The organism is Rhodococcus sovatensis, from assembly GCF_037327425.1.
GTDB lineage: Bacteria > Actinomycetota > Actinomycetes > Mycobacteriales > Mycobacteriaceae > Rhodococcoides > Rhodococcoides sovatense.
The window spans coordinates 193,847-216,830 of record NZ_CP147846.1 but is presented as its reverse complement, the minus strand read 5'-3'; the positions used below and the strand labels follow the sequence as shown (position 1 = coordinate 216,830).

The window sequence follows — 22,984 nt, the reverse complement described above, 5'->3', positions numbered from 1 at the left end:
GAATGTCTCATTCGGTCACCCCAGGAGGTGTACGCACACTTTCCAGCCCGCGCGCAGGTTGCAACCCGCGCCCTCGCTGCAACCTGCGCGTTCAGCGGCGCAGGTGACCGAATGAGACATTCGGTGCGGCCAGACCGCCCAGACCGCCCAGACCGGCCAGACCGGCCAGACCGGCCAGACCGGCCATAGGCTGACATTTGTCATGCCCCGGCCATGACTCTGTCACCGCAACCGATGACGCCGTGCACTACTGGTGGACACGCGATCCGGCGAAGCTTGGAGGCATGAGACAACCGGATGAAGGAAACCTGTTCACGGACATGATGGAGCTCGGACCCGCTCCGACGATGGCACGGGAGATCGTTGTCATCGTCATCACGCTGGCAGTGTTCGGGGTCGTGTTTGCACTCGTCGGGTCACCATTGCCCATGATCATCGTCGCAGCGCTCGCAGCGGTGTTCATGGCCGGTCGGTTCGTGCTGGGGCTGCGCGAATGGAGCAAGCGATGAGCATCATCGAGGTGGCGGGTATGACACGCCGATACGGAAGCGGCAAGTCCGCTTTCGAGGCAGTGAGCGGGCTGGACCTTTCGGTTCAGGAAGGTGAGCTGTTCGGTCTTCTGGGCACCAACGGTGCAGGCAAGACATCGACTCTCGAAGTGATACAGGGCCTTTCGACCCCCAGCGAGGGAACGGTGTCGATCATGGGCATGGAACCGATTCGGGATCGCCGCGACGTACGTCCGAATCTCGGGATCATGCTGCAGAAGGGCGGATTGCCGTCCGACCTGACCGCGCTCGAGAGCCTCGAGATGTGGGCGGGCACCTGCAGCAATCCACTGTCGGCCATGGATGTGCTCGGCCGCGTCGACCTCGCAGATCGCGCCGGCACCAGGGTGAAGTTCCTGTCCGGTGGTGAGCAACGCCGCCTGGATCTGGCGTGCGCGATCATCGGCCAACCTCGCGTGCTGTTTCTCGACGAACCGACGACGGGTCTCGATCCCGAAAGTCGTCGCAACACATGGACACTGATCGAAGAACTTCGAAACTCGGGTGTCACGATCATGTTGACGACGCACTATCTCGACGAAGCCGAGCGACTCTGCGACCGACTGGCGATCATGCACAAGGGGCGCGTCGTGCGGAGCGGAACCGTCGCAGAGGTCGTCGGCGATCACCCGGCGAGTATCCATCTCGAACTGCCTTCCGTACCACTGCCGGAACTGCTGTCCGCTCGTATGAGCATCGAGGACGGCAAGCTCGTCGTCGTCACGTCCGAATTGCAGGACACGTTGACCGAACTGCTCGTATGGGCTCAGCGAGCCGGCGTCCGAATCCAGGGTCTCGATGCTCGGGCCGCATCGCTCGAAACCGTATTCCTCTCCATTGCAGACGAATTCGACGACCGTAGGGAGATTGCCGCATGAGCACCATGACCACACTGTCCCGGGCGGAGTTCACGCTGCTGGTCCGCAACCGCGTACTGCTGTTCAACGCGCTCGTCATGCCGCTTCTGTTCCCGGTGGTGTTCCTGTTCATCGGGCGCGAAGACGGCGCCCTGCCCGACGCCATCGTGTCCTCGGCGCTCGAGGTATTCGCCCTCTTCCTCTTGGTGTTTCTCGTCTACTACAACCTGTTGTCGTCCTACGCGACGAGGCGGGACGAGTTGGTACTCAAGCGACTTCGCACCGGCGAAGCGACCGACAATCAGATCCTCCTCGGCCCCGCGGTACCGTCGTTCGCGCTGACCGCGCTGCTCACGGTCGTCGTCGCCGGTATCGTCCTCGTTCTCGGTGGCAACCTGCCGGTCAATCCTCTGCTGCTCGTCGCGGCCCTGGGTGGAGGTGCTGCGATGTTCGCGGCGCTAGCCCTGATCACGTCGACGTTCACCAGAAATGCCGAAGCAGCGCAGATCACCAGCTTGCCGATCATTCTGCTGGCGATGGCGGGTACTTCCTTCATGCGTGACATCGCGCCGGACTCCCTCGCCCCGGTCATCGACCTGACTCCGATCGCGGCGGTCCTGGATCTGGTCAACCTCGGTTGGATCGGCACGACGGATCCGACGACGGATTCACTCTCGTTCGCCGAGACTTTCTCCCCCGCCCTGCAGCCACTGCTCGTCATCGCGGCATGGATCGTCGGTTCGATCGTGATCGCCAAGACGCACTTCCGCTGGGAACCGCGCGCGTAGTGCTGACCTGAGTCGACTGTGGAAATGTGGAGTACATGGAACTGAGGCGCTATCTCGACCCCCGCACCACGTGGCGGGACACCTCGGAGGTCGACAAGGTGCGGCTGTACACCCGGCAGTCGTTCGTGGGAATCGTCCTGGCCTTCACGGTCCCCGGCTTGGTCGAGTCGATCTCGAACGCGTCCTGGTTGTCGGCGGTAGCACTGAGTGTGTCCGCCGTGGCTGCGGTGTTCGTGTTGTTGCGGTTACCACGCATCGGCGGAACCGGGGCCGGAAGCATCCGCATCCCCCTTGCAGTGAGTGTCGGGGCCGCAATCCTCGCCGGGGTGACCGGAGCTGCCGCAGTTCCGGTCTGGGCATTGCTGGTCGGATCGATCCCCGTATGCGTCCTCCTCACTCCTGTATGGACATTGGTACTCGCGATCGCACTCGGTGTAGCGACGTCGATGACTCGCTTCGGAGTGCCCGGAGCGGTGACGGCTTTCGCTGTGGTGATGCTCATGTCTGCGACTGCGCGACTGTCGATCTGGTTGCTGCGCATCGTGACCGAGCTGGATGATTCGCGCCACGCCGCAGCACAATTGTCGGTTGCCGAAGAGCGACTGAGGTTCTCCCGGGACCTACACGACGTGGTGGGCCGGGCGTTGTCGGCCGTCGCAGTGAAAAGCGAACTGGCGGCCATGCTCTCACGCCGGGGCGACGACCGAGCGGCAGCACAGATGGACGAGGTTCGCGAGCTGGCGCAGCAGTCGATGGCCGAGGCTCGCCAGCTCGTACGAGGGTATCGGTCGATCGACCTCGAAGCAGAACTCGGCGGTGCCGCGTCGCTTCTGAGCGCCGCGGGCATCGATACCGAAGTTCATGGTGCAGCCGAATCGGTGGCACCCGAGTTCGCCGAGGCTGCGGCGTGGGTCGTGCGTGAGGGCGCCACCAACATCCTCCGGCACTCGGAGGCCACTCGTTGCCGCATCGAGGTGACACACGATTCGCTCCGTATCACCAACAATCGTCCACGTGCATCGACGTCGACGGACGGGACCGGTCTCGCGGGACTGGCCGAACGCCTGGCAGCCGTCGGGGGAACCCTCGACACGACCGGTGATTCGGACGAATTCACCGTGACCGCGACGTTCGCACCTAGGGTGGCATCATGATTCGAGTACTGCTTGCCGACGACGAGAATCTGATCCGCACGGCGCTCGCGACAATGCTGGCGCTGGAAGACGACATCGAGATCGTCGCACAGACGGAATCCGGCGAAAGCGCTGTCACCGCCGCGAAGGAATTCGCCCCCGACGTCGCTGTTCTCGATCTGCAGATGGGTGGCATCGACGGCATCGAGGCGGCCTCCGCGATCGCTGCGGCAGTCCCGTCGTGCGCGTCGATCATCGTCACCAGTCACGGCCGTCCCGGGTACCTGAAGAAGGCGCTATCGGCGGGAGTGCGCGGTTTTCTCCCGAAGACCACTTCGGCGTCGACGCTCGCCGAGGTCGTACGCACTGTGCACGGCGGTGGACGCTACGTCGATCCCACACTTGCGGCAGAGGCAATCGGGGCCGGGGACTCGCCGTTGACTCCGAGAGAGTCCGACGTACTCGAATTCGCAGCCGACGGCGCAACAGTGGCTGAGATCGCTGCTCGTGCACACCTCTCCCAGGGCACGACAAGAAACTATCTGTCCGCGGCAGCCGCGAAGCTCGGTGCGGCCAACCGCCACGAGGCGTCGGCGATCGCACGCCGTCACGGCTGGATCTGAAGCACATCCAACACAGGCAGCCGACGCCCGGTCGCCTGCCGGGACACTCGGACCCGGAGATTGTTGTGCCGCAGCAGATACACGGCCGCGAACAGTCCCGATGCCACCGATACGACGCCGCCCACGATCAGCGGCGCCCGAGGATCGACGACGTCAGCGAGCCAACCGAGCACCGGGTTGCCGATCGGTGTTCCACCGAGGAAGCACAACATGTAGATGCCCATCACCCGGCCGCGCATGTCCGAGGGCACGGACATCTGCAGAATGTTCATCGCCGAGGTCGAGAACGTCAGGTTCAGCGCGCCCGTCGGGATCAGCAGCACCGCAACGAGAATGTAATTCGGCATCAGTCCAACGAGCAGTTCGAAGATGCCGAAGCCGAGCACGGCTCCGATGAACAGGCGTAACCGCGGCGCGGTGGCACGGCGGGCAGCGAGCGTCGCACCCAGCAGGGTGCCGACAGCAAGCGTCGTCGACAGGAGCCCGTACGCGTCGGCGCCACTGCCGAAGGAGTTGCGTGCCAGCACTGCCAGACTCAGCGGAAAATTCAGGCCGAACGTAGACACCATGAAGATCGTCGCAAGCAGCACTCGGAGATCCGGTCTTCCCCACACATAGGCGAATCCAGCGCGGACCTGCCCCTTGGCTCGCGGTGCCCGTTCGACCGAGTACAGATCTTTCGCCCGCATGGCGACCAGCGCACCGAACACGGCGGCGAACGACACTGCATTGATCAGGAACACCCAGCCGGTGCCGACGAACGTGATCAGCACACCCGAGATCGCGGGGCCGATGATGCGCGCCATGTTGAACGTCATGGAGTTCAATGCAATTGCGTTGGCCAGCGTCTTCTCGCCGACCATTTCGATCGTGAACGACTGACGTACCGGGGCGTCGATGGCCGACGAGCAACCGAGAATGAACGCGATGACGTAGACGTGCCACAGTTCGACGACGTTGCCGACGTCGAGTACGCCGAGAACGAGGCCGCACGCCGCTGCGAAAGCCTGGGTGATCATCAGGAGCTTGCGTTTGTCGTACCTGTCGGCGAGTACACCGCCCCACACCGACAGGATCAGAGTCGGCCCGAACTGGAGCGCCATGACGATACCGACGGCAAACCCGTTGCCGCCGGACAGCGTCAGAACAAGCCAATCCTGCGCGACGCGCTGCATCCAGGTACCGATGAGCGACACGATCTGCCCCGACGCCCACAATCGGTAGTTGCGCGTGTGTAGCGCAGCAAAGATCGTAGGCACGTACCTGATAGTAACCCTAGGTAACTACTCCGAGTCGTTCACGAGCGCGCTGATGATCCCGACCGCTTCGCGCAGGATGGTGAGCTGACCCTCGTTCAATCCCGCCAGCTGCGCGGTCATCCATGCCTCGCGTGCGCTGGCCTCGTCCGCGATCAACGTCTGCCCTGCTGGGGACAACGACACGATGACCTGGCGGCCATCGGTGGGGTGAGCTGTACGCACGACCAGACCCAACTCTGCCAACGATGCGATGACCCGCGTCATCGAGGGTGGCTGCACTCGCTCACGAGCGGCGAGCGCTCCGGGCGTCATATCGCCCTCACGGCTCAGCGTCGCGAGAGCTGACAGTTGAGTCAACGACACCTGCGAGTCGACCCTCCTCCCCCTCAGGTGGCGAGTCAAACGCACGACGGCCAGCGAGAGATCGCTGGCCAATTCACGGTTGTCCTTAACGCTATATCCCGACGTCACAGCGCAGAGACTACGCCTAGCTGGACGAATCAGCTCAGGTAACCGCCTCGGTGATCGGTCCAAGCGAAAAATACGCCACGAAGAGCAGCGCGACGATCCAGAGCAAGGGATGAACCGACTTGATCTTGCCGCGTCCGACAGCGAGCACGACCCAGGTGATGAATCCGACGCCGATACCGTTTGCAATCGAGTACGTGAACGGCATCACAAGGATCGTCAGGAACGCCGGTAGGGCGATCTCGAACTTCGTGAAATCGATGTCGCGGACCTGACCGATCATCAGCGCACCCACGACGACCAGGGCTGGAGCGGCAGCTTCGATCGGAACGATGGCAGTCAACGGCGTCAGGAACATCGCGGCGAGAAAGAGAACTCCGGTCACGACGTTGGCCAATCCGGTTCGCGCACCCTCGGCGATGCCCGATGCCGACTCGACGAAGACGGTGTTCGACGACGCCGACGCCCCGCCACCGGCGATCGCGCCGGTCCCCTCGATCACGAGCGCCTTGCCGATTCCGGGCAAGACGCCCTTCGAATCGACGAGTTTGGCTTCCTTGCCCAAGCCGGTCATCGTCCCCATGGCGTCGAAGAAGTTTGCCAACACGAGCGTGAACACGAGCAGGCTCGCAGCGAGCACACCGATACGGGTGAACGCGCCGAACAGGTTCACATCTCCGACGAGCGACAGATCCGGAACACGAAACAACTGCTCCGGCAGGATCGGCACGCTCAGATTCCAGCCCTTCGGATCGACCCCGTTCGACGGGCCGACGTCGGTGAAGGCTTCGACGATCGCAGCTACGAGCGTGGTCACGACGATTCCGATCAGCAGACCGCCCCGCACCTTCCGGACGACGAGGATGCCCATCAGCAGCAGACCGAAGACGAATACGGCCGTCGGCCAGGATGCGATGGAGCCGTCGATACCGAGCCCGACGGGGACGGTTGTGCCCGCGGTGTCGGGAATTCTCCGCACGAAGCCGGAGTCGACGAGGCCGATGAACGCGATGAACGCGCCGATGCCCGCTGCGATTGCCGCTTTGAGCTCAGCCGGAATCGCATTGAACACAGCAGTCCGGAAACCGGTCACCGCCAGCAAGACGATGATGATGCCGTCGATAACGACCAAGCCCATCGCCTCGGGCCACGTCACTTGCGGGGCGATCGTCACCGCGAGCAGCGTGTTGATTCCGAGACCAGCGGCAATCCCGAAGGGGTAGTTGGCCACGATGCCGAACAGGATGCTCATGAAGCCGGCGACCAGTGCCGTGACCGCCGCGACTTGTGCCACGGGAAGGATGTTGCCGAGTACGTCGGTCTTGGCCGCTGCGTCGTCGGCGGAGAAGCTGCCGAGGATAAGCGGATTCAGCACCACGATGTAGGCCATCGCCACGAAGGTGACGACACCACCACGTACCTCGGATCCGACAGTGGATCCTCGTTCGGTGATCTTGAAATAGTTGTCCAGGAGCCGGGACTGGAAAGCCATAGGGGTAACCTACATTTCGTGGAGCGAGAGCCGGAACCGACCGAGCTCAGCCGCAGGCTGACCGACCCCGCGCCCGTCATCGCCCTCGGAATCGCACTGTGGGTGGCGGCAACAGTCGTCGTGCTGATCGTCGATCGATGGTCGTCCGCTCTGCCCGTGTGCCTGGCCGGTATCGGCGTCGGCACCGTCGGCTTCGTACTGTTTCTCGTCCAGCGCGCTGCGGCCAGACGGGGGAGTAAGACTGCCCAGCGTGGCCTCGACTGAACGTGCTTGCCGTCACTCGCCCGCTGTAGAAGTAAGCGTCATCACTGAATATGGCCGTTGACGTGCGGAAACTCACCTCTGAATCGGTTGAGTTACACAGAATTAACGTGGACGATGGGTTATGTCAGATACACGAAACCCATTGATATACGAAAGCAAGGCCATGAAGCTCGTTTCGCAGTTCCGTACCCGTCGCAACCACGCTCGTTCCCTCCGCGCCCTCTACGCCCGCGCGCACGCCGTCAGCAGCCCCTCGATGCGCGACGAACTCCTCGTCATCGCGCAGCGATCCGATTTCTCGCGCTGACCGCTCCGCTCCCGTAGATCCACAGCAGTCCCCATAGGGTCCCGAACGCCCAACCCGCGAGCACATCCGTAGTCCAATGCGCGCCCAGGTAGATCCGAGAAAACCCGATCACCAGGCTCGACGCAACAGGCAGTGCCAGCACCGCGGGACGATGCAGCCACGGGGTGGTCGATCGCAGCATCATCGCGATCGCCACCGTGGCCAGCAACGCCGACATCGTGGCGTGGCCCGACGGAAACGAATGGGACGAGATCTCGACCAATCGCTCCGGTATCGGTGGCCGTTCGCGCCCGAAGATCAGCTTCGCCAGGCTCATCACACCCCAGCCGGTCAGCATCGCACCTGCCACTACGACGGCGTCGGCACGTCTGCCCCTCCTGAGCAGCAACACGCAGCCCACGATCGACCAGACGAACATCGACACGGTGTTCCCGAGCGTCGTGATCACCCAGAACATCGTCGTCAACCACGCGACACGGTGCTCGACCATAGCCTGCAGCACATCACCGTCCACTCGGACGCTCCGCTCCGTCGGCCAAGTGAGTGATGCCGTCCGGCGTCACCCACCACGCAACATCCCGCTCCCCCGTGATCGCTCCGGACAACCGAACGACGAGATCGCGGTGAACGACGACCTGCCCGACGGGAAGCTCCAATCCGAGGGCCGCACAGGCCAGCACTGCCCTCGGCTCCCGGTCCCATGAGCTGACCCGCCCGACGCCCACCACTTCCGCGTCGACCGCCTCCGAGGCGGTGCGCACATCGAGTATCGAGGCAAGCACCGACGCGGTCTCCATCGAGGACAACACCGCGACCTCGGCGGGCACGACGGATACCAACCACGGTCGATCGAGCACGAGCGCATCGTCGGGATCGACCAGCGCACCCGAGATCGCACGAATTCTCGGTGGCAGGTCCAGGTCGTCGAGATGCACTCGTCCAGCGATGACAGCATCCGCGACAAGGCGGTGTGCCCTCGCAATCACTGCTGGGGTCGGTGAGCGCAGTGGATCCGCGAGCCGCTCTATGATCAGGCGCGCAAACCACGCGCTGTCACACCTGTTCGATGCCAACGCGGAAGCGAGCGCGTCGGCGTGTGGATGGTCGAAGGGGTCGAGAAGCCCGTCGAACGTCTCCTCGGACGGGGGCCGGAAGGACTCCAGTCGCTCGCCGTCGATGTCTGCGTGGGTGCGTAGCCACCAGGCGGTGTAACCGAGCCGGTCCTGCAGCGCCGCCGCAGTGCCCGGATCGGTGACGAGCTGCGTCAACGCCTGCGGCCACCGACGCTCGTCCACCAGGTCCAGATCGCGCACGGCAAGAAGAACGTCGGGCTCCTCCGGCAACGACTCCCACCACGACTCCTCGTCGTCGAGTTCGTGGTCCGGCGCCGTCGGAAGTTCGTCCGTGACGATGCCGAATCCCCATCCGACTCCGACCGCGCGAAGCGCCTCTGCACCGAACCTGTCGACGACTTCCGTCGCCACGAGACCGAAGGGAGATTCCTTCGACAACACACTTGCCAGTGGCGCGTCGGGAAGAAGCAGTTCGTCTGCCGCGCGGAGTTCACCCTCGGAATCGGTCAGCGGAAGCGACCCGAGCCACGACGGCAATGCGCGCGCAGCGGCAGCGAGGGACAGAATCGACTCGGTGAGCGTCTCGACTGATTCCGTGTCGTCCCAGTCGAGATCGTCGAGGAGTGCTTCCACCGCCGGATCGGACAACAGATCGGACGCCGTCGCCTCGACCGCACCCAATCGCGACAACAGTGGACTGGCAGCGTCGGGATGGACCAGTCGTGCCCAGTGGACGGCCCCTGCGGCTCGGATGTCCTCACCGAGAACGGTTGTTCGAGGCCCCGTCACCGTGCGGCCGTCGGTCAGTGGAACTGGTAGCGCAGCAAGCTCTTCCGCGGCGATACCGTCGACGACCAGCGGAGCCAACGCGTCGTACAACGCTCTCCACCACGACGGCTCCCGGGCTACACCCGTGAGCATCTCGGCAAGCTCGGCGAGACCGAGTCGGTGAACTCCGACAGCTGCGAGTGCAGTGGCGTCACGAGGACCCGACAACGAAGCGGACACCAGTCCGGGGAAGACGTCGACGAGTACGTCGCCCAGTTTCTCCGTCAACCCCGGCAACACCGTCGCTCTCGACGGCACGAGATCGTCCCCCGAACATCCGAGAAGCCATGCAGTCGTGGTCGATTCACGCAGCATCCGCTCTCGCAACACACCGTCGACTGCACTACGCGCGAACCCGGGAACGGGCACGAACGACGGCCGGTAGCGGCCAGGGAGCGCAGCGAGCACGTCGCCGTAGCCATCGGCGACTCCGCGCACGTCGGCTCCGGGAAGGACGCGGCGACGATCGGGTTGCATCGCCACGTCGGCAACGACCAGCACTGGCAGAGACAACTCCTCGTCCGAACGAGTCGGTGCACGAAGGACATCCGGGCTCGCCGGACGGGGAACGTCGTCGACGAGCGGAATCAGCCACCTGGCGTGCTCGGTACGGTACTGCCACCATCGAAGATCGCCGATCGTGACCAGGTCCAGCCCGCCATCGAGTTTCTCGACGTCGCGGTGGATCACATCTCCGGCTACGTCGATCGACTCGAGGGATTGAAGTTCGAGCAGCAGATCCACGGCCTCGCTGCGCATCGAGTCCAATACGGCGTCGGCGTCGGCGTCGCGAAGCCGCAGCACGATCTCCGATGCGAACCCCGCGGCCGGTGGCTCGCGGGACGGCCATACCAGCCGAAGAACCGGGATCCCGACGCCAGGTGCGGACAGCCCAGCGTCGGCCAGCGCCTGCTGCGTCGCGCTCCTGCTGAACGCCACACCGCCTGCAGCCGAACGGAACTCGATGTCGTCGCTGACGGCTCGGACAGCGGTGAACCCGACCCCGAACCGGCCGACACCGTCGGTTTTCGCCGACACACGAAGCGCGGTCAATGCATGGACACCACCGATGTCCAACGGGGCACCGGTGTTGGCAACATGAACAGCACCGCCGGACGACCACACTCGCATCGAACCGAGAATGCCTGCGCGGGAGGCTGCATCAGCGGCGTTCTGCGCGAGTTCCGTCAACAGCCGGTCTCGATAGCCACCGCGAACGAGGTCGTCCTCGGTGGCGGCATCTTCCTTCAGCCGAGTCGGCGAGGACGACCACGCCGAGAGCGTTGCGGCCCGGATGGACTCGGTGTCGAACGGATCTCTCAGTTCGTCGATTGCGCGTCCTGCGGTGCACTCTCGGTCTCGGCCACTGTTTCGGTCGGAGCCACTGCTTCGGTCGGAGCCGCCGTTTCGGTTCCAGCCTCCGGTGTCGGCGCGCGCTCTGTCACGTCGAGAGCGGCGTCGTCGTAGGGATCGAACTGCGGAGATCCTGCACCAGTGGGCAATTCGGTGTCCGAATGAGCACCGCAGCCGTACTCGGCGTGCACGACGCGTCCGTCCGCGGCGTACTCGTTTCCGCACACTCCGAATGCCGCGGACAGCGATCCGGCGATCGGAAGGTAGAACCCGCACAGCCCACACGTGGACGGCGCCGCCTTGGCCGTCTCGCTGTCCGGGCCGAAGTCGCCGTCGTGCCAGCGCTCAGCGGCGTCGAGACGCCCTTCCCTGCTCGTAACCTGGGTCCGCCCCAAGCCGAGCTCGTAGGCGACGTCATCCACAGCCGGGTCGCCGGTCGCGACGTATCCGGGCACCAGACGGGGGTCCTGATGCCGTGGAGGCAGGAGATCACCGGGGCCGAGATCGCCGGGGCGAATCCGCTCCTCCCACGGCAGCCAGCCCGGCGCGACGATCGCATCGGGGCCGGGAAGAAGAACGATTTCACTGATCGTGGCCACGTCCGCCCCATCGGGTGCAGCAACGACGACGGCCCATTGCCAGCCTCGGTAGCCCTGTAGCTCGGCGAGAAAACGGTGGGTTGCGGCAGTGTCATCTTCCGAGGTGACGCCGAGATAATCACCGACACCGCCCTCTGCCGCATCGATCAGCGCTTCGTGGGCCAACTCCCTGGCATCGGCTAGGACTGGACGAATCTGGTCGAGTTCTGGAGAAGATGTGAAACTCACACATTCATTTTGCCGCATCACTTCGAAAGCGCCCAGTTCGGGCTGCCATGATGAGGTCATGTCGGCCTCGTTTCGTGTCCTGCTTGGCCTTCTCGTGTGGGCCGCACTGCTGGCGGGCTGCACATCCTCCACCCCTGCCGCTACGGATTCTTCGGCCACGGACCTGTCCGTATCGGTCGTACGCACCCTCCCGCACGACCGGACCGCGTTCACCCAGGGGCTGGAAGTATCCGACGGTCGCCTGTACGAAAGCACTGGTCGCAACGGGTCCTCTTACATCACAGTGTCCGATCTCGTCACCGGCGCCGAACTCCGCCGAATGGACCTGTCCGCTGACTACTTCGGCGAAGGGTTCACCGTCGCCGGCGACACCGCATGGCAGATCACCTGGCAAGACGGGGTCGCGATCGCGCGCGACCCGCAGACTCTCGAGGAGCTCCGCCGCGTCGAGTACGACGGTGAAGGCTGGGGGCTGTGCGACATCCCGGACACCGGCCTGGTGATGAGCGACGGGTCGTCGACGCTGACCTTTCGTGACCCAGTGACATTCGAGGAGACTTCGACGGTCGAGGTGACCTCGGGCGGACAACCGGTGGCGAACCTCAACGAACTCGAATGCACCGAGGACGGTTCGGTGTACGCGAACGTATGGCGCACCTTCGACATCGTCCGGATCGATCCGAGCACCGGAGCCGTCACCGCCATGATCGATGCCCGTCCGCTGTGGGATGCGATGACGGCAGACGAGCGAGCCGGCGCCGACGTGCTCAACGGCATCGCGCAGATCCCCGGAACCGATCGCTTTCTGCTGACTGGAAAGCTGTGGCCGACCATGTACGAGGTGGAGTTCACAGACTCCAAGTGAGTCGGTGTTCTCCACCGCCGCAGATTTAGGACAGAATTGACTCGTGACCGATCCCCGCGACTCCGACGCCCCACCGGGTGAGGACCATCCAGGGTTCGACAACTATCCGCCCGCTGGTCAGGAGCGGAGCCTGCGGAGTGACCCGCATGGACACGTTCCGAGCCGGCGGACGCCGCTGCCGCCCCTGCATCCCACACCCCAGAAGTCCCCGACGCAACCGTCCGCGGGAGCGAAATCACAGGGTCCGAAGCCTCCGCCGATGCCCCGCAAGCTGACCGTCACGCGCGTTGCTGCGATGCGCAGCCGTGAGCTGACCGGCAAGGGCATCGCAACGTTCCAGCGAGCAGCCAAAGCCGATGGTGCCGACAAGTCGGGGTTGACCGCACTGACCTACGCCACGATGGCGAACTTCGCATCCGACGCCGCCATGGCCGTGGCCCTCGCGAACACGCTGTTCTTCTCCGCGGCGACCGGCGAGGACAAGACGAAGGTGGCGTTGTATCTCGTCATCACGATTGCACCGTTCGCGTTGATCGCTCCGCTCATCGGACCGATGCTCGACCGGCTTCAGCACGGTCGACGGATCGCGCTGGCAACGTCGTTCCTGTTACGTACAGTGCTCGCGGTGGTGCTGGTGTTCAATTTCGACAGTTGGCTCCTGTACCCAGCGGCCCTCGGAATGCTGGTCCTGAGCAAATCGTTCGCAGTGCTCAAGAGCGCAGTGACGCCCCGCGTGCTGCCGCCCGAGATCGACCTCGTCAGGGTCAACTCGCGGCTGACGGTGTTCGGTCTGCTCGGCGGAACCATCGTCGCCGGAGGTATTGCCGGAGGTATCGCATTCATCGCCGATTCACCCGGTGCACTGTGGTTCGTTGCGGCCGTCACCGTGTTCGGTGCGTGGCTGTCGATGCGCATTCCGTCGTGGGTGGAGGTCACCGAGGGCGAAGTTCCGGCCACGCTCAGCTATCACGGCGACAACGCCCAGACCGAGGTCATCCGGCGTGGAAAGTCGACTGCTGCGCCGGCAAAGGCCCGGCGGCAGCCGCTCGGTAGATCGGTCATCATCGGATTGTGGGGCAACGGAACCATTCGAGTGCTCACCGGATTCCTGACGCTGTACGTCGCCTTCGTCGCGAAGGCCCAGACAGACCACGAACCCATCAAGCAAGCAGCGATGCTCGGACTCGTCGGCGCGGCCGCTGCGATCGGCAATTTCGCGGGCAACGCCACGGGTGCGCGCCTCAAGCTCGGCAAACCTGCCATCGTCGTACTCAGGTGCACAGCGGCAGTCACGTTCATCGCGATCGTCGCTGCCGTCACCGACAGTCTGTTGACGGCAGCCCTGGCGGCCCTCGTCGCCTCGTGCGCGAGTGCCCTTGCCAAGGTCTCCCTCGACGCATCACTGCAGGCGGATCTGCCTCCGGAGTCGATAGCCTCCGGCTTCGGGCGGTCCGAGACAGTTCTACAGCTCTGCTGGGTGCTCGGCGGCACCTTGGGGGTTCTGCTGCCCACCGAGTACTGGCTGGGCTTCACCGTCGTATCGGTAGTGCTTACGATCGGTCTCGTCCAAACGTTCCTGACCTACCGCGGGCGATCCCTGCTCCCCGGCTTCGGCGGCAACCGGCCCGACCACGCCGACCAGGAAGTACCGACTACCGTTTCGTAGTCTTTCCACATCGACAGAACGTGAGCCAAGTGAACTTCGCACCGAAGACCAAGAAACTACTGGCCATCGGAACCGCCGGTCTCCTCGTCATCGGCGTCGCATCTGTCGCTGTCCTGGCGCTCCTGATCTCGGATGCGCCAGATCATCGACCGACCATCACCGCGTACGCCGACGGAACGGCCGTCACGGTCGAGCCCTACCTGTACTGCCCCGTCGAGGCGCCGCTGTGCGCCCCCGACGGAGTCAGTGCGAGCGTTCCGGTGCGAGCCGGCCGTCCGCTGCAGCTATCGCTACCCTCCGAGATCACCTCGGCACCGTGGATCGTCGCAGCCGTGTACTCGGACGGCAGTGACTCGAACGGCAGTGGCAACGTTGTGGAGACCGACACGCTGTACCTACCCGACCAGAAGCTCGGACTTACAGTCGCACCGGTCGACGACGGCGGCCGGGAACTGCTCGGCGTCGAGATCAGACTGCCGTCCGGGGTGATCTCCTCCGATACCGCGCAGGAGGAGATCATCAGCCACGCGATCTGGTCGATCGCGACGAGCTAGACGCCGACGTTTCCGGGGGTCAGCTGTCGAGTTCCCGGGCCACCGCGCGAACGACCTCGGAGATCTTCTGGGCGGTCTTGCGGTCCGGGTACTTACCCTTGCGCAGCTCGGGCTGAATCGTTGCCTCGAGCAGCGTGATCATGTCCTCGACCATGCCGTGCAGCTGGTCCGGGGTGTGCTTGCGCTCGACCGGCTCACGGCGGTTCGGCGTGTTCTGACGCACGGTCGGTGCAGGTTCGATGACCGTCAGGCTGAGCGCCTGCGGTCCACGGCGTCCCGCGGCCATCCCGAACTCGACGCGCTGGCCCGCCTTGAGGCCCTCGACACCTGCCGGGAGCGCCGACGAACGGACGTAGACGTCCTCACCTTCCTCCTGCGAGAGGAAGCCGAATCCCTTGTCGACGTCGTACCATTTCACCTTGCCGGTAGGCACTGCGCTCACCCGTCCATTTGTCTCGTATGGTCTTGCTGGCATAAAATTTCGCGCCCCGCACAACTAGGCAGGACGCGAATGCACCAGTCTAGCGCGAAGGGAAGGTGCCGGGCACCTCGGTTTCCTTCGCGGCTACCGTTGCCCGTGTGACCGAACGACGACACAGCGCGAACTCCCTACTCCTGCGGTTGGCAATGACTCTGTTCGCAGCGGGACTTCTCGCCATCGCAGCGATATTCTTGGTGCCTGCGGTCGGCGGGAACGAGCCACCCTTGTGGCTGTACCTGACGGCGATGATCGCCGCGCCGCTCGGGTTCGTCCTGGCGCTGGTTTACGCACTGATGTCCGGCCGGCGTGCGCGATAGAGAGGGAGTACTGGCGATGCGAGTGATTCTGAACATCATCTGGTTGATCTTCGGCGGGCTGTGGCTCGCGCTGGGCTACTTCGCAGCGGGCATCATCTGCTGCATCCTCATCATCACGATCCCGTTCGGCATCGCCTCGTTCCGGATCGGCGTCTACGCACTGTGGCCGTTCGGCAAGACCGTCGTCGAGCGGCCGACGTCGGGAGTCGCGTCGGTCATCGGAAACGTGATCTGGCTGATCGTTGCCGGGGTGTGGTTGGCGATCGGCCACATTGCCACGGCGATCGCGATGGCCATCACCATCATCGGCATACCGCTCGCCGTCGCGAACCTGAAGATGATCCCGATATCGCTCATGCCGTTGGGCAAGGACATCGTCGACGCCTGAAGTCAGCGCACAGTCTCATTGCGAAACGACACGGGAACCTTTCGGCATGGCCGCAGCATCCAACTTCCGGTGGAGGTAAATTCCTTCCCGGCCGGGGCACCTCGATGCCCGGCCGATGCGAGAAGGGCGGATGGACTGTGTACAGGTGCACTGTGACGGCGCGATGCCGTGGATGCATGTTCGACTCCCGTCGCGAGGCTCGGCGGTGATGGCGGCACGCGACTGGGTACTCGCGATCGATTTCGGTACCTCCAACACCGCTGCAGCGCATACGAGCCCGATCAGCGGTGCGGTGGAGGCGCTGCCCCTGTCGCACAATCGCACGACGATGTCGTCGTCGGTGTTCGTCGAATCGCCGGATCGCATCGCGGTCGGCGACGTAGCCAGCGACCGCGCCGAATCGAACCCTGCCGCATTCATCCCGGCCCCGAAACGCGCGATCGGGCAGGGAGTGGTGACGGTCAACGGGTACACCGTCCCCGCGGCGGTACCCGTGGCTGCTGTTCTCGACTCGGTCATCGCACGTGCCACCGCTGCCCACGGCGGTTCCGCGCCGTCGAAGTTGGTACTCACACACCCCGAAGCCTGGTCTCGACGCGAGATCCAGGTGTTACTCGACGCCGCCGCCCAGCTCGGTCACGATCCGTCTCGGGTGACCACGGTCTCCGAACCTCGTGCTGCCGCGCACTACTACACCCGCGCGCACACGGTGACGCCGGGAATGAAGATCGCCGTCTTCGACTTCGGCGGAGGCACCCTCGACGTCGCGGTGCTCGAAGCGAACAGCCACGGGAGCTTCGACGTCGTCGCCGCCCGCGGCGACAACGGATTGGGTGGAAAGAACCTCGACGCGCATCTGCGGCGTTGGGTGGATCAGCAACTCGACGTCCGCGACCCCGACCTGCTCGACTTCCTGCGCACCAGGGCCCCTCTGGACGTGCGATATGCCCTCGACGATTCGATCCGTCGAGCGAAGGAACTGCTGTCGGAGGCACCGTCCGCGACGATCGCGATCACCGGCGACGGACGCACCGAGCGTTTCCAGATCACCCGGGACGAGTTCGAAGAGCTGATCTCCCCGGTGTTGGACAAAGCTGTCGAGCTGGCCAGGTCGACGCTGCTCGACGCCCGCATCACCGAGCCAGGCCAACTCGAAGCGCTGTACCTCACCGGCGGGTCGTCGAGGATCCCGGCGGTACACGAAAGACTGCGCCCCCTCGGACCGATCGCGACGCTGGACGATCCGAAAACCGTGGTGGCGCAGGGAGCGTTGGCGGCCGCCGCACCAATCGTCCACAGCTCGCAGGGCCCGACACACAAGCAGCAGGGCCCGACACGCACTCCTGGACCACAGCCGACGCGGCCGGCTCCAGCGGTACCGAAGCCGCCGACGACGGCATTCGCCGAGTGGCCGAGTCCGCCGACCGAAACACCTGGGCACCCCGATCCCGCTACGGGTGGGCGCAAGAAGTTGGTGATGGCAGGTGCCGCAGTCGCGGTCGTGGCGATGGCAGCCTTGGCAGGATTCTTCGTCCTCGATCGAAGCGGCGGCGATTCGGACGCACCGACTGCTGGGGGACCCAGCTCGAGTGCGGCACAGGACGTCGATCCGGCCGTCGCGTCGGGAGGCGGAGCTGCGGGCGATACGCCGCCGACGACGAAAGAGGCTGTCGTCGCGGGTCTTCCGCCGGCACTGCGCTCGGAGCTCTCGGAGTGCAAACAGACCGGAGAGACCGACAACGGCGGGGCGCAGCTGCAATGCCAGATCGCGGCGGACAGCTCGTTGACGAGCGGGATAGTCGAAGAGAACAGCGGGGCGTCGTACATCACGGTCTCAGTGGATGTCCGTGAGGCAAAGAAGCAGGTCCTGCGGCTCCGGCAGGGGAATCAGAACGACACCGCGGCCGCCGACAATCAGATCGTGGAGAACGTCGCTCGCACTGCCGCGGCACACCTGTCCGCTGCAGAGATCACCGGCGCTTACTCCATCGCTTACGCGAACGGCGCGACCGGTGTGATGGTGGGGTACTACGACGCGGTCGGAGCCGACGGTGCGAAGACCTTCCTCAGCCGCGCAGGATTGATCAACTAGCACCCGGCGACAACGCTTTCCACAGAAGAGCTGCCACAGGAGGGGCTGCCAGGACCGATCCGGTCCAGGCTGCCCCTCCTGCTGCTTTCGACAGAAGCTGTCGAGCACTGACCGATCCTCGAGTCGCGGGATTTCTTTTCGGTGCCGGGAACCTTTCGCAGAGCCGGGTGCATCCAACTATCGACCGCAACAACGAGAGCACGCCCGAAAGAGGACATGCCATGCAGAACGACGACAAGACCGTGTACGACAGCACCGACGCCGCCGAGTACAAAGCCGAACTCGACGCGATCGCCAACGATCCGAACATGAGTGTCGAGGAGAAAGCCGATGCCATCACCAACGCCATGGAGGCCGAAATGAACGAAATCTCCTCTGCCAGTTCTACATCCGACGCAAAGGTAGCTGCCTCCGAGCCGGCAGCGTCCTCGGCAGAGGTGACCGCCGACCCGTCGACAGCCTCCTACGGCGACTCCTCTGCCGCCGCATCGGAATCGGCGCCCTCTGCAGAGGTACCGCCTGCCGAGGCTCCCTCTGCATCGACGGTCAACGAGGCCATCGGGGTCAGCGGTCAGGTCGACTACGTCTCGCCACGCGACGTGGACGGTGACGGCCTCATCGATCTGACCCATTCGCGAGTCGACGGAATCGACACCATCACCCACTACAACGAAGATGGCACGATCACCCTGATCGAGCAGGACACCGACTCGAACGGCACCTACGAGACCGCCGCAGCGCAGCACTCCGACGGCACCATCCGTGTCGCCGAGGATCTCGACGACGACGGCGACGTCGACCTGGCAACGTTCCACGACCCCGTCAGCGGCGCGCCGGTCCGCCAGGACACCATCGAGGGCAATGCGATCACTGAAACATTGATCGACTCGAACCTGGACGGCCAGGTGGACGTCGTGCTGATCGACTCGAACGGCGACGGCCGGTTCGACACCGCGATGGTCGACTCCGATGCGGACGGCCGCATCGACGCCACCCTCGTCGACACCGATGGTGACGGCCGATTCGATCTGGGCGAGCTCGACAGCAACGGCGACGGGACCTTCGACACCGTGGCCACCGGCGCCGACACGGACCTCGGCACCATCGAGAGCCTCGAATCGGCCATTCCCGCCGACGACAACTACCACGCGCAGGCCGGCACTTACCCCGCCGAATCGCAGAGCGACCTCTGACCGAACTTTCTTCGACGACATTCTTCGACGACAAGGGGCCGACCGATGCACGAGTTCGATCCGACCGCGATGTGGCCGTCCGATGCGGCAGATGATGTCGCCGACGGGTGTGTCGCAGAGCAGGCCACCGCGGACTACTCCGACGACAGCATGGCAGTCGCCGAGTTGATCGGCGCATCGGCCGGCCCCCATCACGAAGACCAGTACCAACCCGAACCCGTCTACACACGCCCCGAGCCGGGTGCAGCCTCCGCGGCCGACTCCCTGGCAACGGGCAACCCTGCACTCGATATAGACCTGTCCGACATAGATCTCTCCGACACCTCAGGCGCCGATTCCGACAGCACCGAAGGTGCTTCTACGCCACCTGGTGACGCCGACGCAGTGCACGGAAACCCCGCGCAGTGGACGATCAACTGGTTCTACCAACAGTTCGACGGATACTGCGGCCCCGCGGTCGTCGGACAACTCGTCGCCGAATACACCGAGGCCGACATCAGCGACCCCCGACATCTCGTCGACCGCGCAGTCGAGTTGGGCCTGATGGCCGGTGATGATCCTGCCGGCGGAATGACACTGCCCGACATCGAGATCCTTCTCGAAGATCAGGGCGTGCCCGCCACCATCAGTTCCGGGTCCCTCGACGATCTCCGCGCAGCCCTCGACAACGGGCAGGGCGTCGTCGCGATGGTCGACTCCGGCGAAATCTGGAAACCCGAGCACGAAGGCGTCGAGGACAACCGCCCCGACCATGTCCTGGTCGTCGCCGGCATCGACGACGCACGCGGCGTCGTCATTCTCTCCGACCCCGGCGTGCCGAACGGCAATCAGCTCGAAGTTCCGATCGAGCAGTTCGAGCAAGCCTGGGCTGACTCCGGTAATCAGATGCTCGTGGCCGACGATTCGGATCCCGACTTGGTGCCGGCCGACAGCGACTCGACCACCACGACACCGCCCGTGTCCGACACGCGGACGGCCAGAACGACGGTCATCTCGCTACGCTCGTGAACCACCAGGCACAATGAACACACCAAACCTCAGGGCGCGCCAGCACAGCCCGCGGCGAAGTCAACCGAACAGTAGCGAGGTGAACGATGACCGACGACCACATGGCCTTACTGCGTGAGCTCGCCGGCGACCTGCCACCGCTTCCCGACGAGGTCTGGAACTGCGCCCTCGACGCCGCGTTCGACCCCGATGCAGCCGCCGACTCCGACCTCGTTCCCGAGATGGACGATCATCCCGTCGTCCCAGAAGACGAGGACATCGTGCTCGACGACATCGTGCTCGAGGATGAGGACATCGTGCTCGACGACGCACTTCAACCCGCCGACGACAGCGATAGCGATAGCGACCTCTCCCTGGCCGACGACCTGGCGATCGACCCCGTGGGCACAGAACCCGGCGACGACGGCATTCATCACCTCGACATCGATCTCGAACGCGTCGACGAGCCAGGCGAAGACCTGCTTTGACGCGACCTACCGCTGGGCCGTGCAACGCTCCGTGGAAGCTCGGTGCTGCCGCGGGCATGCTCACCTCCGCTCGGGTTCGTACCGGTGGGTACTATCCTTCCGCCGGGGTGGAACGGCAGGGATTCGCAGCATCGGGGGTGGAATGAGCGAGTCAGAGCTGATCGCGGCATGCCGTCTAGGTGACCACCGCGCATTCGCCGACCTCGTCGGCCGATACCGCAACAACGCGTGGCATGTCTGCCTGCAGATCACCGGCAACACTCACGACGCCGAAGACGCGTTCCAGGACACCGTCACTGCCGCCTGGCAGAATCTGCACAGGTTTCGCGGCGAGGCACGCTTCAACACCTGGCTGCACCGCATCGCGGTCAATGCAGCCCTCGCTGTCGTACGACGCCGAAAGCCCACCGCGAGCCTCGACGACGACACCACCGACGAGCCTGGCATCGACCTCGGCCATGATCAGCCTCGAATCGACGACCGGATCGCGACCGCATCGGTCGTCCATCAGGCCTTGAACGAGCTGCCCGAGGATTTTCGCGTCGCGATCGTGCTCGCCGAGTTCGCCGACCTGCCCTACGCCGATATCGCCGAACATCAAGGTGTGTCGGTGGCAACGGTCAAGACCCGCATCCACCGTGCACGTAAACAGCTCGCAGTCCTGCTCGGTCCCCGCACCGACGTCCACTGACAATCGCCGGTGCCGGGCCCACAGAGATCGAACGCCGCAAAGCCGTCCGGCACACCCCATTCGCTGGGTGCGCCGGACGGCTCGAGTTGAAGTCGGCCGCTCTACTCTGCGTTCTGATCAGCCTGCTCGAGGATCAAATACTGTGCGCTGATCTTCTGGTCGACGTCCTTCTTGTCGTCCGTTCCGTACGCTTCGCCGACGTATCGCCCGTTGGCGACCAAGCAATAGTCGGTCGTCCCGTCCGTGGTGTCCTTGCTCAGGCACACGGCGTCGGGAAGTCCCTGTGGTGACGGCGCTTCCACATATCCCTGCGAGGTGAGGTCGTTTCCGAATTCCTCGACGATCATCTGTGCGCCTGCGTCGTCGGACGCCCGGTAGACGTTCGTCTTGTACACAGCGTTGTGGTCGGAACCGGCCTCCGTGAGGACGCGGTAGGTCAACGGCGGGTTGATCGAGCGGTGTGCCATTCCGCGAGGACCGTAGGAAGCCATGTCGTTACCGGAATCGGCCTGCTCGTCTCCTTCGGGAATGGCATAGAGGAGGATCTTGTCCTGGTCGATCATGGGCAGTTCGGCCGGCTCGCCCCCGTTTTGAGCCAGGGTTGGTTGCGCCGGGAACTGGTCGATCAGCGGGCCCTGCAGATCGAGCGCGCGGGCCACGGCCTCAGCGGTCCACTCCTTGTCGTCGGCGGGCGCTTTGGCCCACGTGTAGAGCAGGTAGTTGTTGTGCGCGGTGAACGCGTTGACCGACACCTCGGGACCAGCACTGTAGGAGTATTCCGACGTCGAGACCAAGGTGTTGGGCAGGATGCCGATCGTCTCGGGGGTCTCGACGCCGGTGCCGTCGGTATCGACGGTGGTCAACCCGGTGTGCATCTCCTGAGCTGCTGCCGAAGCGTCGTCGGCATTCTCGAAGCGCAGGACCATCTGCACGAGTGAGCGCGATGGGTCGGTGACGGCCGTGGTCGACGTTGCGGCCGTGGAGACGTACCCGTAGAGCATGCCGTGGGTTTTCGCGACATCGGCTGCATTTCCGCTGAGGACCGAGTTGAGGTTCTCATGGCTGCGGATGACCATCGTGGGCATTTTCGCCGTGACCAAGTTCGGGTCCACCTCGAAGGGCACCACGACGAACTCGGCCAGTCGTTGGGTCTCCACATCGAGAATGTTGTCCTTGGTGGCACGACCGAATTCCGGAGCCGGACTAGTGGGATAGCTCCCGGTATCGAGTGCCGCCGGGTCGACCGTGCTCGCCGAACTCGCATCTCCCCCAGACTTCGCGACGGATAGGCCGTCGCTGCTGTCGGTGCCGCATCCGGCAAGTACCGCACCAGCGCAGGCAATCGCCCCTGCACGCCTCAGCCATGTTCTCGAACGCACGCGAAGATCCTCTCGGTTGAAAGCCCGGTCGCACAACGACTGCGCCGGGCTCGTTGTCGGTGT

General features: G+C 64.4%; 24 protein-coding genes. 16 read left to right on the top strand and 8 right to left on the bottom strand.

Features of this window, described 5'->3' with window-relative positions:
- Nucleotides 1-284: 284 nt before the first annotated feature.
- From WDS16_RS00915 to WDS16_RS00895, 5 genes are read left to right on the top strand one after another with little or no spacing between them, the layout of a single operon-like run.
- Nucleotides 285-509 (top strand): hypothetical protein, encoded by a 225-nt coding sequence (locus tag WDS16_RS00915; RefSeq protein ID WP_338889797.1) that lies wholly within the window; start codon nucleotides 285-287, stop codon nucleotides 507-509.
- Nucleotides 506-1,426 (top strand): ABC transporter ATP-binding protein, encoded by a 921-nt coding sequence (locus WDS16_RS00910; RefSeq protein ID WP_338889795.1) that lies wholly within the window; start codon nucleotides 506-508, stop codon nucleotides 1,424-1,426. The genes WDS16_RS00915 and WDS16_RS00910 overlap by 4 nt, the downstream gene beginning before the upstream one ends.
- Nucleotides 1,423-2,193, top strand: a complete 771-nt coding sequence (locus WDS16_RS00905) for an ABC transporter permease (protein ID WP_338889794.1) — start codon at nucleotides 1,423-1,425, stop codon at nucleotides 2,191-2,193. The genes WDS16_RS00910 and WDS16_RS00905 overlap by 4 nt, the downstream gene beginning before the upstream one ends.
- Before the next feature lie 35 nt (nucleotides 2,194-2,228).
- The gene (locus WDS16_RS00900; protein ID WP_338893217.1) at nucleotides 2,229-3,347 is read left to right on the top strand and encodes a sensor histidine kinase; all 1,119 of its coding nucleotides are present in this window, start codon (nucleotides 2,229-2,231) and stop codon (nucleotides 3,345-3,347) included.
- The gene (locus WDS16_RS00895) at nucleotides 3,344-3,949 is read left to right on the top strand and encodes a response regulator transcription factor (protein WP_338889793.1); all 606 of its coding nucleotides are present in this window, start codon (nucleotides 3,344-3,346) and stop codon (nucleotides 3,947-3,949) included. Before WDS16_RS00900 ends, WDS16_RS00895 begins: the two co-directional genes overlap by 4 nt.
- On the opposite strand, the gene WDS16_RS00890 is transcribed toward WDS16_RS00895, so the two are convergent.
- From WDS16_RS00890 to WDS16_RS00880, 3 genes are read right to left on the bottom strand one after another with little or no spacing between them, the layout of a single operon-like run.
- Nucleotides 3,934-5,199 carry an MFS transporter gene (locus WDS16_RS00890; protein ID WP_338893216.1) on the bottom strand — a complete coding sequence of 422 codons (1,266 nt, stop codon included), beginning with the start codon at nucleotides 5,197-5,199 and terminating at the stop codon, nucleotides 3,934-3,936. The two genes, WDS16_RS00895 and WDS16_RS00890, sit on opposite strands and share 16 nt — an antisense overlap.
- A gap of 33 nt (nucleotides 5,200-5,232) precedes the next feature.
- Nucleotides 5,233-5,679, bottom strand: a complete 447-nt coding sequence (locus tag WDS16_RS00885; RefSeq protein WP_338889792.1) for a MarR family transcriptional regulator — start codon at nucleotides 5,677-5,679, stop codon at nucleotides 5,233-5,235.
- A gap of 34 nt (nucleotides 5,680-5,713) precedes the next feature.
- The gene (locus WDS16_RS00880; RefSeq protein ID WP_338889791.1) at nucleotides 5,714-7,168 is read right to left on the bottom strand and encodes an NCS2 family permease; all 1,455 of its coding nucleotides are present in this window, start codon (nucleotides 7,166-7,168) and stop codon (nucleotides 5,714-5,716) included.
- Nucleotides 7,169-7,186: 18 nt separating this feature from the next.
- On the opposite strand from WDS16_RS00880, the gene WDS16_RS00875 reads away from it, so the two are divergent.
- Nucleotides 7,187-7,432: a DUF2530 domain-containing protein gene (locus tag WDS16_RS00875; RefSeq protein ID WP_338889790.1), complete on the top strand. Its 246-nt coding sequence runs from the start codon at nucleotides 7,187-7,189 to the stop codon at nucleotides 7,430-7,432.
- 275 nt (nucleotides 7,433-7,707) lie between these two features.
- On the opposite strand, the gene WDS16_RS00870 is transcribed toward WDS16_RS00875, so the two are convergent.
- From WDS16_RS00870 to WDS16_RS00860, 3 genes are read right to left on the bottom strand one after another with little or no spacing between them, the layout of a single operon-like run.
- Nucleotides 7,708-8,196 carry a phosphatase PAP2 family protein gene (locus tag WDS16_RS00870; protein ID WP_422395801.1) on the bottom strand — a complete coding sequence of 163 codons (489 nt, stop codon included), beginning with the start codon at nucleotides 8,194-8,196 and terminating at the stop codon, nucleotides 7,708-7,710.
- 46 nt (nucleotides 8,197-8,242) lie between these two features.
- The gene (locus WDS16_RS00865) at nucleotides 8,243-10,963 is read right to left on the bottom strand and encodes a sacsin N-terminal ATP-binding-like domain-containing protein (protein ID WP_338893215.1); all 2,721 of its coding nucleotides are present in this window, start codon (nucleotides 10,961-10,963) and stop codon (nucleotides 8,243-8,245) included.
- On the bottom strand, nucleotides 10,960-11,838 hold the full coding sequence (locus tag WDS16_RS00860) for a DUF3027 domain-containing protein (RefSeq protein WP_338893214.1): 879 nt from the start codon (nucleotides 11,836-11,838) through the stop codon (nucleotides 10,960-10,962). The genes WDS16_RS00865 and WDS16_RS00860 overlap by 4 nt, the downstream gene beginning before the upstream one ends.
- A gap of 40 nt (nucleotides 11,839-11,878) precedes the next feature.
- On the opposite strand from WDS16_RS00860, the gene WDS16_RS00855 reads away from it, so the two are divergent.
- The 3 genes from WDS16_RS00855 to WDS16_RS00845 are packed head-to-tail and all read left to right on the top strand — an operon-like array spanning nucleotide 11,879 to nucleotide 14,905.
- Nucleotides 11,879-12,685: a glutaminyl-peptide cyclotransferase gene (locus tag WDS16_RS00855; protein ID WP_338889788.1), complete on the top strand. Its 807-nt coding sequence runs from the start codon at nucleotides 11,879-11,881 to the stop codon at nucleotides 12,683-12,685.
- A gap of 43 nt (nucleotides 12,686-12,728) precedes the next feature.
- Entirely contained in the window at nucleotides 12,729-14,351 is a 1,623-nt protein-coding gene (locus tag WDS16_RS00850) for an MFS transporter (protein ID WP_338889786.1), read from the top strand.
- Between the two features lie 29 nt (nucleotides 14,352-14,380).
- Entirely contained in the window at nucleotides 14,381-14,905 is a 525-nt protein-coding gene (locus WDS16_RS00845; RefSeq protein WP_338889785.1) for a DUF2771 family protein, read from the top strand.
- A gap of 19 nt (nucleotides 14,906-14,924) precedes the next feature.
- Here the strand turns inward: WDS16_RS00845 and WDS16_RS00840 are convergent, their stop codons facing one another.
- Nucleotides 14,925-15,338, bottom strand: a complete 414-nt coding sequence (locus WDS16_RS00840) for a cold-shock protein (RefSeq protein ID WP_338893213.1) — start codon at nucleotides 15,336-15,338, stop codon at nucleotides 14,925-14,927.
- Between the two features lie 146 nt (nucleotides 15,339-15,484).
- Here WDS16_RS00840 and WDS16_RS00835 point away from each other — a divergent pair, with 146 nt between their 5' ends.
- The 7 genes from WDS16_RS00835 (at nucleotide 15,485) to WDS16_RS00805 (ending at nucleotide 21,542) form a co-directional block, all read left to right on the top strand.
- Nucleotides 15,485-15,703, top strand: a complete 219-nt coding sequence (locus WDS16_RS00835; protein WP_338889784.1) for a hypothetical protein — start codon at nucleotides 15,485-15,487, stop codon at nucleotides 15,701-15,703.
- Between the two features lie 16 nt (nucleotides 15,704-15,719).
- Nucleotides 15,720-16,091 carry a YccF domain-containing protein gene (locus WDS16_RS00830; RefSeq protein WP_338889782.1) on the top strand — a complete coding sequence of 124 codons (372 nt, stop codon included), beginning with the start codon at nucleotides 15,720-15,722 and terminating at the stop codon, nucleotides 16,089-16,091.
- A 208-nt stretch (nucleotides 16,092-16,299) separates the two neighbouring features.
- Nucleotides 16,300-18,183 carry an Hsp70 family protein gene (locus WDS16_RS00825; RefSeq protein WP_338889780.1) on the top strand — a complete coding sequence of 628 codons (1,884 nt, stop codon included), beginning with the start codon at nucleotides 16,300-16,302 and terminating at the stop codon, nucleotides 18,181-18,183.
- 221 nt (nucleotides 18,184-18,404) lie between these two features.
- Nucleotides 18,405-19,376 (top strand): hypothetical protein, encoded by a 972-nt coding sequence (locus WDS16_RS00820; RefSeq protein WP_338889778.1) that lies wholly within the window; start codon nucleotides 18,405-18,407, stop codon nucleotides 19,374-19,376.
- Between the two features lie 45 nt (nucleotides 19,377-19,421).
- On the top strand, nucleotides 19,422-20,384 hold the full coding sequence (locus tag WDS16_RS00815) for a C39 family peptidase (protein ID WP_338889776.1): 963 nt from the start codon (nucleotides 19,422-19,424) through the stop codon (nucleotides 20,382-20,384).
- An 86-nt stretch (nucleotides 20,385-20,470) separates the two neighbouring features.
- Complete coding sequence (locus WDS16_RS00810; protein WP_338889774.1) at nucleotides 20,471-20,851, top strand: hypothetical protein; 381 nt, start codon at nucleotides 20,471-20,473, stop codon at nucleotides 20,849-20,851.
- A gap of 142 nt (nucleotides 20,852-20,993) precedes the next feature.
- Complete coding sequence (locus WDS16_RS00805; protein WP_338889772.1) at nucleotides 20,994-21,542, top strand: RNA polymerase sigma factor; 549 nt, start codon at nucleotides 20,994-20,996, stop codon at nucleotides 21,540-21,542.
- A 101-nt stretch (nucleotides 21,543-21,643) separates the two neighbouring features.
- On the opposite strand, the gene WDS16_RS00800 is transcribed toward WDS16_RS00805, so the two are convergent.
- Nucleotides 21,644-22,921, bottom strand: coding sequence for a DUF7373 family lipoprotein (locus WDS16_RS00800; protein WP_338889770.1), 1,278 nt, complete (start codon nucleotides 22,919-22,921; stop codon nucleotides 21,644-21,646).
- Between the last annotated feature and the right edge of the window lie 63 nt (nucleotides 22,922-22,984).